The sequence below is a fragment of the Nocardioides sp. NPDC004968 genome (assembly GCF_040608935.1).
In the GTDB taxonomy this organism is placed as follows: domain Bacteria; phylum Actinomycetota; class Actinomycetes; order Propionibacteriales; family Nocardioidaceae; genus Nocardioides.
Genome location: NZ_JBEXJF010000049.1, coordinates 24,314 through 35,190 on the forward strand (window position 1 = coordinate 24,314; position 10,877 = coordinate 35,190).

The following is a 10,877-nucleotide window of genomic DNA, read 5'->3' on the forward strand; positions in this document are numbered from 1 at the left end:
GTCACGAACCGGTGAACTCTGGGGTGTGGGCGCGTCTTCAGACGATGCCCGCCTCGCGGGCCACGATCGCCGCCTGGACCCGCGAGGCGACCCCGAGCTTCGCCAGGACGCGGGAGACGTGGGTCTTCGTGGTCGCCTCGGAGATCACCAGCCGCTGGGCGATCTCGGCGTTGGACAGGCCTTGTCCCAGGGCCGCGAGTACGTCCCTCTCCCGGGGTGTGAGGTCTTCAGGAAGTGGTACGGCGGCCGTCGACGCCGGGACGGATCGGTCCGGCGCGCCGGCGAGCTCGGCGAGCACCCGGCGGGTCACCTCCGGGGCGACCACACCGTCGCCGGCGGCGACGTGCCGGACGGCGTCGACCAGGTCGGACGCCTCCGCCGACTTGAGCAGGAAGCCGGCCGCGCCGGCGCGGAGGGCACCGAAGACGTACTCGTCCAGGTCGAAGGTGGTCAGCACGAGTACGTCGGCGAGCCCCTCCTCGACGACCTGGCGGGTCGCCGTCACGCCGTCGGTGCCGGGCATGCGTACGTCCATCAGCACGACGTCGGGGCGCAGAGCCCGCGCGTTGGCGACCGCGGTCGCGCCGTCGGCGGCCTCCCCCACCACCTCGATGTCACCGGCGGTGGCGAGCAACATGCGCAGACCGGCGCGGATGGCGGCGTGGTCGTCGGCGAGCAGGACGCGGATCATGCGCTCGCTCCCGGGAGCGGCAGGGTCGACCGGACCCGCCAGCCGGGGCCGTCAGGGCCAGCCTCGAAGGTTCCGCCGAGGGCTTCGGCGCGTTCGCGCATCGACACCAGTCCGGTGCCGGTGCCGGCCTCGGCCGCGGGCTTCTTCGCGGCGCCGGCATCGGTCACCTCGATCTCGAGGGCGTCGCTGGGGATCAGACGCAGATGAGTGGTGCCGCCGCCGTGCTTGAGCACGTTGGTCAGAGACTCGCGCACGATCCGGTAGACGGCGTGGTCGACCGAGACCGGCAGCGCGAGGTCGGCACCGTCCAAGAGCCCGCCGGGGTCGTCGACCCGCAGCGGCAGGCCGGCCAGTCGCGCCTGTTCCAGGACGGGGCCGAGGTTGGCGGCGCGGGAGGCGGCGGTGAGGTCCTCGGCGTCGCCGGGATCGCCGTCGGAGCGCAGGACGCGGATCATCGCGCGCATGTCGTCGAGCGAGGCCAGGCTCTCGGCCCGCACCGACCGCAGCGCCGCCCGGTCCCGTTCCGGATCGTGCTCACCGGCCAGCGCCGCCCCCGAGGTCAGCGCGATGGCGGACAGGTGGGAGGCGACCACGTCGTGCAGGTCCCGGGCGACCGCGGAGCGCTCGGCCCGGACCGCGTCGTGCCGCTCGGCGTCGGCCAGCCGCAGCAGCGCGGCGCTGCGTTCCCGCTCGAGCCGGGCCCGGTCGTCGGCGGCGTCGGCGAGCTCGCTGCCCTGACGTACGTTGCTGCCCCACCACATCGGGGTGACGACGATCGCGAAGAGGGTGAGCGCGAGCACGACCGGGGTGCGCGGGTCCGAGGTGGCCGCGGCGGAGGCGACGACCGCGGCACCGATGGCCACCGCGACGGCGACGGTGGCGATGCGTCGCGCCAGCGGCGATCCGTGCAGCTGGCCGGCGAAGAGCGCGTCCCAGAGCACCACCACCATCGCGATGCTGCTCCCGATCAGCAGATCTGCCCCGAAGCAGAGGGCGACGACGGTCTGCACCGCGAGCGGCCGGCGCCGCTTGAGCACGAGCGCCCCGGCCGCGAGGGTGAGGGGGACGAGATGCCACCAGGTCGGCACACTGTCCAGGTCGATGCCGAACGGGTGCAGACCGCGTACGCCCCCGACCTGACCGAGTGCGTGCAGCGCGAGACCGGCGGCGAGGACGATCACGGCGTCGAGCCAGGCCAGCCGGCGGTCCGCGGCGCGCAGGCTCGTGCCACCGCCGAGAAGCGCCGCGGGCAGCTGCTGCAGCAGGGTCGGGCGGTCCACGACACCATCTCAGCACGTACGCCGCCTCCTCGGGGTCATCCGAAGGATGTATCTCCGCGCCGAAGGATCACCGGTTCGACCGACGCGCGTGCGGCCGGCCGCGCGCGAACCTCGGGGCATGGACATCGACCTCGGCCCACTCACCGGCGATCTGGGCGGCACCGCGACGTACGTCGCACTGGCGGTGCTGGCACTGATCGACTCGACCAGCTTCGGCACCCTGCTGATCCCGGTGTGGCTGCTGATGGCGCCCGGCCGGGTGCGGCCCGGACGGATCCTGGTCTACCTGGGCGCGATCGCCGGGTTCTACGCGCTGCTCGGCATTGCGATCCTCCTGGGCGGCTCGGCCGTGGCCGACGCGCTCACCGGGCTGCGCGACTCGCGCCCGTTCCTGTGGGGACAGCTGCTCGTCGGTGTCGGTCTCTTCGCGTGGAGCTTCAAGCTGGATCCGCCTGGATCGGGCAAGCAGCGGATCGAGGCGCCGGAACCCCCGCGACGCCTGCTCCGCTGGCGCGAGCGGGCGGTCGCCTCCGAGTCCGGATCGGCCTCCGCGCTCGCCGCGCTGGCGGTCCTCGCAGGGCTCGTCGAGGCCGCCTCGATGCTCCCCTACCTCGCCGCGATCGGGGTGATCGGGACGCAGGGGCCGGACTGGCCGGTGTCGGGACTGTGGGTGCTCGGCTACTGCGCGGTGATGATCGCTCCGGCGCTCCTGCTCACCGCCGCGCGCGTATTCGCCGCTCCTCTGGTGGCGCGACCGCTGGCCCTCCTCGACGGCTGGCTCGTCAAGCACGCCGCGAGCGCCACGGCGTGGGCCGTGGGCATCGTCGGGTTCCTGCTCGCCCGGGCCGCGCTCGGGCCGCTCTTCGGCTGAGCCTCACTCCCAGCCGCAGTAGCCGGGCAGGAAGTCGTAGAGGGCGGTCTTCTGCGCCTTGCTGAGCGGGAGGAAGTAGCTGGCGCCGTCCGGAACGTCGGGGCCGCCGACGTGGACGCGGAAGAGGCTGCCCACCTTGTCGTCGGCGAGGGCGTGCGGGTCGCAGCGAGCCGGCAGGACCCGCAGCTCCAACGTGGTCGGCTCGCCCGTCATCGGGAGCGGGGTTGCTCGTGGCCAGGTGGGTGTCTCGGCCGTGAGCTGGAAGAGCACCGTGCCCTCCCAGCCGTCGAAGGTAACGTCCGGGAGAGCCTCGGTCGGGGCGAACGTGACCGGGAGGACGAAGACGCTCTGCTTGCCCTCACCCTCGACCCGGGGCTCGCCGACGGTGATGTCGGCGGCCTCGGTCAGGGTGCGCTCGGCGCAGTCGCGGTCGAGGAGGCGGTCGACGTTGGCGTACCTGTCCTCGGCCTTGCCGGTGCTGGTGCGCCACTCCCCCTCTTCGCCCGTCTCGCGCCAAGTGATGGTCAGGTCGGCGTCGCCGCCCTCGCCGCACTTCCCACGAGGCATGTCGAAGTCGAAGTCCATCTCGGGGTCGACCGGTTCCGAGCCCGTCCATCGGGCCCGGAACCGGTCGCTGCCCACCTCGAGGCGCGAGACCTCGATCGAGGTGCCGGTGTCGTTGATGAGGCGTACGAACGCCTCTCCGGTGTTGCGCTGGAGCCGGGTCTGGTCGAGGTAGGCGGTCAGCCCGTCGGGCCAGGCCGTCTCGCGCGGCTCGGTCGTGCCGCAGGCGGCCAGGGTCGCCCCGATCAGGAGACCCACGGCGAGCACGGCGATTCGGCGCACTGCCGCAGGTTAGCGGAGTCACGGCACCTGGTCATGCCCCTTTCTTGAAGGTCCAGGCGCCGGAGCCGATCCGGTAGGAGGTGATGCCGCTCGCGGTCCCGAGGCGCTCCGGGGCGGTCCTGCCGGGGCCGGTGGCCAGGTAGGAGCCCTCGGGGAGGCGTACGACCGCGGTGACGTTGACCGGGATGGTGGCGCGAAGGGTGACGGCGTCGGCGGTGCGGGTCCAGGCGGAGGCGACGCGGCCGCGCTGGGTGGCCACGGAGCCCTTGGCGTGGGTCAGGCCGGTGGCCGGCACGGTGAGCTCGACCTCGGCGGCGCCGGGGGCGGTGGTGCGGATGCCGAGGACCGACTCGGTGACGTCGACGATGCCGCGCGAGCCCCAGCCGTGGGAGGCGCTGTTGGCCGAGCCGCTCAGCTCCCAGGCCTCGGGAGTGAAGGTGCCGCCGTCGGCGAGCCAGCCGGCCCAGCCGTAGTCGTCCTCGTTGGTCAGCAGGTTCAGGACGCTCTCGCCGGCACCAGCCTCGGCGAGTGCCTCGAGCAGCACGTGGGCGGTCATCGGGCCCTGCTTCATCCCCTGGGCGGCGATCTGCTCACCGAGCGCGGGCACGTCCTGCTCCGGTGCGACGCCGAAGGCGATGGCGTACGAGGTCGCGTGCTGTCCGGCATGGGCGGACTGGGTGCCGTCGGCGAGCAGGCCGTCGACGTAGGACCCGTCGGCCTTGCGCAGCGCCTGGTTCATCCGCGTCGCGAGGGCGTCGGCGTCCGAGCGGAGCGCGGCGACCTCGGTGGCGGGGCGGTCCAGTTCCTCGCCGATCAGCGCGACCTTGCGGAGCACGTCGACGCCGAGCGCGTTGACCGTGGTCCTGGCGGAGGTGGTCATGTCGTAGCCGAAGCGGCCATGGGCGGGCCAGTCGACGATGCCGTACAGGTACTGGCCGGAGCCGCCGGACAGGTTGGTGACCAGACCCTGGGTCGGGCCGCTGGTGGCGATGTGGCGCCGGATGTAGCCGGCGGTGGCGGTGAGGTTGTCGTAGGCGTCCTCGAGGACGGCCTTGTCGCCGGTCTCGAGGTAGTAGCGCCAGATCCAGTCGGGGACGACCTCGGTGAAGTCGGGGATGTCGCGCTTGCCGTCGCCGTTGGGGTAGACCGCGTTGTAGCGGCCGGCGTCGTTGCCGGTGGTCCAATAGCGCTCCTGGCTGAGCAGGAACTCCCGGATCGCCTGGCGGGACGCGACCCGCTCACGCCGGGAGGACATCAGGCCGATCGAGATGTTGGCGGTGTCGTGCAGGAACTGGCCCTGCTCGCGCGTCGGAGTGTCGACGAAGGTCTCCTGGACCGAGTAGCGCAGCGAGCGGTCCATCAGGTCCCACACGTCGTCGAGGGTCGCGTCGGAGCTCTCGAAGGTGGCGGCGCCGTCCTCGTCGTACGCGGTGTGGACGACGGTCGCGGTCACGTCCTCGGCGGTGATCTCCTCCCCCGCGCCCGGGATCTCGAGGTAGCGGAAGCCCAGGTGTCCGACCGCCAGGTAGTCCTGCGCGCCCGCGGCCTGGGTGTAGGGGAAGGACATGTTGGTGCTCTGCGTCGAGAGGCCGGTGGTCGAGACCCGGCCGGTGTCGGCGAGCTCGTAGCCGGCCCGGATCGGGACCTGTCGCCCGGCCACTCCATCTTCGAAGTGCACGCCGGGTCGGGCCGGGATGATCGTGCCGAAGTCCGCGACCGGGGTGCCGTCGGCGGCCTCGAGGATGCGCTCGGGGTGGACGACGGTCTCGGCGAGCCTTGTCTGCTGGCCCTCGAGGTGGGTGAACGGCGCCACCGGGTGCGCGCCGACGACCACGGCGCCGGACCACTGCGAGTCGTCGTAGCCGGGCTCGGTCCAGTCGCCGATCTGTTGGGCGGCCTGGCCGTCGAGGTGCTCGATCCAGAGGCCCTCGCCGTTGCGGGTGCCGACGGTGACGTACGGGCCGCGGCGGACCTTCCAGGAGCCGTCGGTGACGATCGTGGTCGTCTCACCGTCGGCGTAGGTGAGCTCGAGCTTCAGGAGTACGCCGGGGATGCCCGCCGCGCGGCCCTGGCCACCGCTGAACCAGTGCAGCTTCACGCCGAGGGCGAGGGTCTCGCCGGGCGTGACCAGGTCGGTGACGTCCGCGGCCTGGTAGTAGCCCTCGCTCGGGTAGCCGAAGTTGCTCATCCGGTCGGCCTGCTCGCCACCGAGATAGAGCTCGGCGGTGTGGCTGGCCGCCAGGTAGCTGCGGGCGCTGACGATCCTGCCGTCCGGGACCTCGACCTCGGTGCGGGCCAGGGTCCACTCGTCGCGCTCCTGGGCGGGGTTGTCCGCGGTGCCCGGTGGTCGCCTGATCCAGCTCGCACCGGCCCAGTCGGTGTCGCCGAGCCCGGTCTCGAAAGCGGCCTTCGCCGACCAACGCGAGGGGTGCTTGCGGCGGTCCCAGGTCATGACCCGCCAGGTGTAGCGGCTGCCGGGCTCGAGGGTCTCGCCGGCGTAGTCGACGTAGGACTGCTGCGCGGAGGTGACCTTGCGGGAGTCCCAGACGATCTCGCCGGCGGCGTCGCGTACCTCGATCTTGTAGGCGCTCTGCACCTCGTTGGCGTCGCTGTCCTGGGGCAGCCAGCCGAACCGGGGGGTCAGGTCGGTGTTGAGCGGTCGGGCGATGTCGTCGACGGTCAGACTGACGGGCCGGTCAGGTGCGGTGTTGCCCGGGGCCGCCCCCGAGGGGGAGATTGCGGCCGAGAGGCTGGTGACGACCAGGGCGCTGGTGACGATCGCGGCCAGGCGGAGCTTCATGGGTTCCTCCGAGCGAGTTGATACGTTGCTGTGGCCGGATCCGGGCACAGCCTTCGGGTTCAGCAGACGGCGCGAAGCCGCTCGACCTCCGGGCTCTCACCCGAGCTCGTGCTGATGACATGGCAGCCGGAGGGCACGTCCTGGATCACCAGGTAGGAGCCCTCACGCGTAGCGGGCACGGGGCGCCCGTCGAGGAACACCTGCTCCCCGGACGGCGCCGGGACGAGAACCTCGGCCCGGGAGTTGCCCGGAACGCTCACGCCGACGTCGATGCCGCGGTCGGTCGTGGCGTACGCCGCGCCGATGCGTCCGCGGAGGGTGGGCAGGGTGACGTGTGCCCACGGGACCCCGGCAGGCTGCGGCCGGACGCGGAACTCCTCGTAGCCGGGCATCAGGGGCTCGATGCCGAACATGCCTTGGGGCACGTTGTAGGCGGGTGATGCCGCCCAGGGGTGCGACCACGTCATGTTGGGCTTCAGCGAGGTGTCCCAGGCCTCGGCGGTGGCACCGGCTCCCTTCGCGATCATGTTGAGCCAGCTGCGCAGACCCGTGCTCGTCAGGAGCTGGTGCGCGACGTCTCCGCGGTCACCGTCGTAGAGGGCCTCGAGGACGAAAGCGGCACAGTAGACGCTGCAGGCCATGCCACGGGTTCCGATGTAGTCCGCGGCGCGCTGCGCGACCTCACCCTGGGCGAGCCCGAACGCCGTGGCGAAGACGCTGGCCTGGATAGCCCAGTGCTGGATCGGGGTGCCGTCGGCGTTGAGACCGTCTCGGTAGGCACCCTTGGCCGAGTCCCACAACCTGTCGTTGGCCGCGTTCCGGAGTCGGTCGGCGATGGCGGTGTACGTCGCCGCGTCGTCGTCGTGGCCCAGCGCCGTCGCGATCTCCGCCATGTCGCGGAACGACCGGTGGCCGATCGCGTTGATGACCGTGTTGTAGGGGCGGAAGACGTAGCCGTCGCGCTCCGATGCCGGCCAGTCGACGATGTCGCAGTCGGTGCAGTTGGAGCCGTTGGATCCGGTGTTCTTGCGGATGAGTCCCGTGGACGGCTCGACCCACTTGAGCGGCAGCTTCTGCTGCAAGGCGGTGTAGTTGCGGGCCAGGGCGGCGGTGTCACCGGTCTGCTGCCAGGAGTCGTGGAAGGCCAGGATCGTGTACATCGGCCACTCGGTCGGCCACGTCCTGCGGGTGAGCAGGTACTCCAGGGAGTAGTTGCCCAGGGTCGGGTCGCTGGAGACGAAGAAGTTGGCCATCATCTGCAGGTAGCTGTCGGCCTCATAGGCACCGCGCTCGCGGCTCCAGGAGTCGACGTAGAGGTCGTGGTTGGTGGCCTCGATCGTGTTGCGCGACAGGGCCCACACGCGATCGAGGTCGTCGTCGGCAGAGTCGAAGACCGCCTCGTCGGTGTCGAAGGGATAGACCTGCGCCAGGGCGGGGAAGTCGGAGACGCCCAGGCCGGTGGGAGCACCGATGACCTCGGCGTAGCGGAAGACCCGCATCCCCCAGGTCTCCAGGTGCTGCTCGCCGGCACGCAGCGTCCACCTGTCCTGGTAGGTGTTGCCGGTCCGCATGGCGTACCGCACCGTCTGGGGCGCGGACAGCTCTTCACCGAACCGGAGGTCGAGCACCTGTCCCGCCGTGCCGTCGACGTCCAGGGAGAGACCGCCGATCCACGTCCGGCCGTAGTCGATGAAGTAGTGGCCGGGCGCCTTCTCCACGACGCTGACCGGCGCCCTCAGCTGCTGCTCCACCTTCGCCGTGGGGGCGGCGCGGAGGTCGCCGAAAGCCGGACGCACCGCGGCGTCGCTCCAGCCGGAGTCGTCGAAGCCCGGCTCGGCGAAGCCCTCGGGCCACTGGGCCGACTGCAGGTTCTCCTTCGGTGCCGAGAAGAACGAGGTTCCGATGCTGCCGGCGGAGGGGAAGACGAGGCCGCCGGAGCGGCTCCGCCACTGCGGGCCGCTCACGATCGCGTCACGCGTGCCGTCGGCGTACTCCACGACGAGCCGCCCGAGGAAGCGCCGGTCGCTGCTCGTCCAGCCGAGCACCCCGATCGCATTCTCGGCTCCCGGCCGCAGAGCGTCGGTCACGTCGAAGCCGTCGTATCGGGCCTCGCCGCGGATCGGCTGCGTCGGCCCGAGACCGACGAACTCGCCGTTGAGCCACGTCTTGTAGACGTACTGCCGGCCCGGCGCGGTCGAGGATGCGGTCGCGTAGAAGGTGGCGGCCGCGATCGGCTTGTCGGGCAGCGTGAACTCGTGCCGGAGGAAGGCCCAGTCCTGCGATTCGACACCGTAGATGCAGTTGGCGTTCGTGCCGACCTCGAGCCAGCCGCCCACCGCGGCGCCGCAGGCGAAGTCACTGCTGGCGGAGAAGTCGTCGGTGTAGAGGACCTCGCCGGTGGCGGAGGTGACGGTCAGGTCGTCCCACGCGTTGCGCTCGGACCCGCCCGTGCGGAAGCCGACCGAGCCGGCGGCGAAGTCGGTGAGGGTGCGGGTGTCGACGAGGGTGTCGTCGAGCCACGTGCGGATGGTTGTTCCCTCTGCCTGGATGCGCAGCCGGTAGGACGTGTCGCGGACGAGGGGCTTGGCCAGCGCCACCGAGTCGAGCTGGGTGAAGGTCCCGCCCACGCGCTTGTGGGGAGCGAAGGTGTTCACCCCGTCGCCGCGGAACTGCCACATGTAGTAGTTGCTGGCGTCCGCGGCCCGGAAGGCGATGGTGGCGTTCTGGGACGTGATCCGGAAGGTGGTGTCGATGGTGACGTCGCCCCAGGAGATCGTGCGGGCCTGGGCGAGCCAGATGGGCTCGGCCTGGCCCCACTCCTGACCGGGACCGGTGGTGAAGGTGGAGACTCTCGACCAGTCCGAGCCCTTTCCACGGCCGTCCCAGGTGCGTACTCGCCACTGGTAGGTCCGCTCGGGCTCGAGCGCCGGACCGGCGTAGGGCACGTTGGTGCTCGCCGATGACGTGACGCGACCGGAGTCCCAGACTCCGGCGGCTCCGATGCCCTCGCTGATCCGGGCGACCTGTACGCGGTAGGCGCTCTGCTCGGCGAAGGGGACGTGCCAGGCCAGCAGCGGCGAGCTGAGGTCCTCCACGTCGCGCGGCGAGGACAGCTGCGAGACGGTGAGGTGGGTAGCCGCCGCGCCGTCGACAGCCACGGCCGGGACCGGCACCGCGACGACGAGGGCACTGATCACGATCGCGGCCAGGCGGAGCTTCATGGGGGTCCTCCGGAGCGGGATTGATACGTTTCAGAGCACTCCGAAGACTATGACCACCGTCACACGATCGGGAAGGGTCGTGGCCGGATCCGGTCACCGTTTGCCGGCGACCACCAGGACGTGGAGGGTGCGGGGGCCGTGGACGCCTTCGACGCGGTCGAGCTCGATGTCGCTGGTGGCCGACGGGCCGCTGATCCAGGTCTGCGGACGGGCGGGGTCCAAGACGCCGATGGCATCGGGGACGTCGGGGACCACCTGGTCCTCGCGGATCACGCAGATGTGGGTGTCGGGGACCAGCGAGATGGCTCGACGGCCCTGGTCGGGGGCGTGGTCGAGGACGATCGTGCCGGTCTCGGCGATGCCGACGCGCGCCTCGGTGACGACCGCTGCGATCCGGTCCAGCTCCGCGGCGGTCAGGGTGCCGTCGTCGACGATCGCCTCGGGGACCTGGACCGACAGGCCGGGTGGGACGACGACCCGGCCGCCGGCAGGCAGCGCGGCGGCGATGCGGCCCTCGAGCTCCTCGGCTCCGCAGCGCTCGACCACGGCGCGGTAGTCGGCCACGCGTTCGGCGAAGAGGTCGACGACCTCGGGGGTCGCGACGGGCGCGAGGTCCCGCGGAGCGGACGTCTCGGGTAGCTCGACCGCCGAGCCGGCCAGTGCCTCGCGGACTCTGGCGAGGATCTCGGTGCGTGCGTCAGTCATCGATGCCATCTCCCTTTCGGCCGCCGTCGGTGCGGCCGCCATCCGTGCGCAGCCACCAGGCGCGGAAGCTCTCCCCCGGCGCGTCCGGCAGATCTCGCGCTCCGATCCAGGCGGCGGGTCCGAAGCGGCGCGCGAAGCGCATGCCGAGACCGGTGAAGCGCTCGACGGCGGCGAGGCGGCGCGAGCGCCCCAGGACGTACGCCGCACCCTTCATCGCCGCGGCCTCCGGCTTCGGCACGCCACCTCGGTGGGCGTCGACGACCTGGGCGCGCTGGTCGACCAGGACGGAGGGGATGTCGATGCGTACCGGACAGACTTCGAAGCATGCGCCGCACAGCGAGGAGGCGTACGGCAGCGAGTCGATCTGATCGTCGTGCCCGACGCCCTTCAGCAGCGGGTTGAGGATGGCGCCGATCGGGCCCGGGTAGACCGAGCCGTACGCATGGCCGCCGGTGCGCTCGTA

General features: G+C 71.7%; 7 protein-coding genes and 1 pseudogene. 1 reads left to right on the forward strand and 7 read right to left on the reverse strand.

What is annotated here, in order from left to right; translation table 11 throughout:
- Positions 1–37: 37 nt before the first annotated feature.
- A complete protein-coding gene (locus ABZU72_RS26615; RefSeq protein ID WP_355021784.1) occupies positions 38–691 on the reverse strand; it encodes a response regulator transcription factor in 654 nt (217 codons plus the stop codon).
- Positions 688–1,971, reverse strand: a complete 1,284-nt coding sequence (locus ABZU72_RS26620; RefSeq protein WP_355021785.1) for a histidine kinase — start codon at positions 1,969–1,971, stop codon at positions 688–690. Before ABZU72_RS26620 ends, ABZU72_RS26615 begins: the two co-directional genes overlap by 4 nt.
- A gap of 118 nt (positions 1,972–2,089) precedes the next feature.
- Here ABZU72_RS26620 and ABZU72_RS26625 point away from each other — a divergent pair, with 118 nt between their 5' ends.
- Positions 2,090–2,842 (forward strand): GAP family protein, encoded by a 753-nt coding sequence (locus ABZU72_RS26625; protein WP_355021786.1) that lies wholly within the window; start codon positions 2,090–2,092, stop codon positions 2,840–2,842.
- 3 nt (positions 2,843–2,845) lie between these two features.
- Here the strand turns inward: ABZU72_RS26625 and ABZU72_RS26630 are convergent, their stop codons facing one another.
- The 5 genes and pseudogenes from ABZU72_RS26630 to ABZU72_RS26650 form a co-directional block, all read right to left on the reverse strand.
- Positions 2,846–3,688: a hypothetical protein gene (locus tag ABZU72_RS26630; protein WP_355021787.1), complete on the reverse strand. Its 843-nt coding sequence runs from the start codon at positions 3,686–3,688 to the stop codon at positions 2,846–2,848.
- Positions 3,689–3,719: 31 nt separating this feature from the next.
- Entirely contained in the window at positions 3,720–6,488 is a 2,769-nt protein-coding gene (locus ABZU72_RS26635; protein WP_355021788.1) for a family 78 glycoside hydrolase catalytic domain, read from the reverse strand.
- A gap of 59 nt (positions 6,489–6,547) precedes the next feature.
- Positions 6,548–9,709: a family 78 glycoside hydrolase catalytic domain gene (locus ABZU72_RS26640; RefSeq protein WP_355021789.1), complete on the reverse strand. Its 3,162-nt coding sequence runs from the start codon at positions 9,707–9,709 to the stop codon at positions 6,548–6,550.
- A gap of 93 nt (positions 9,710–9,802) precedes the next feature.
- A complete protein-coding gene (locus ABZU72_RS26645) occupies positions 9,803–10,414 on the reverse strand; it encodes a lactate utilization protein C (RefSeq protein ID WP_355021790.1) in 612 nt (203 codons plus the stop codon).
- A pseudogene (locus ABZU72_RS26650) lies at positions 10,407–10,877 on the reverse strand ((4Fe-4S)-binding protein); the annotation flags it as partial. The gene ABZU72_RS26645 and the pseudogene ABZU72_RS26650, both read right to left, overlap by 8 nt.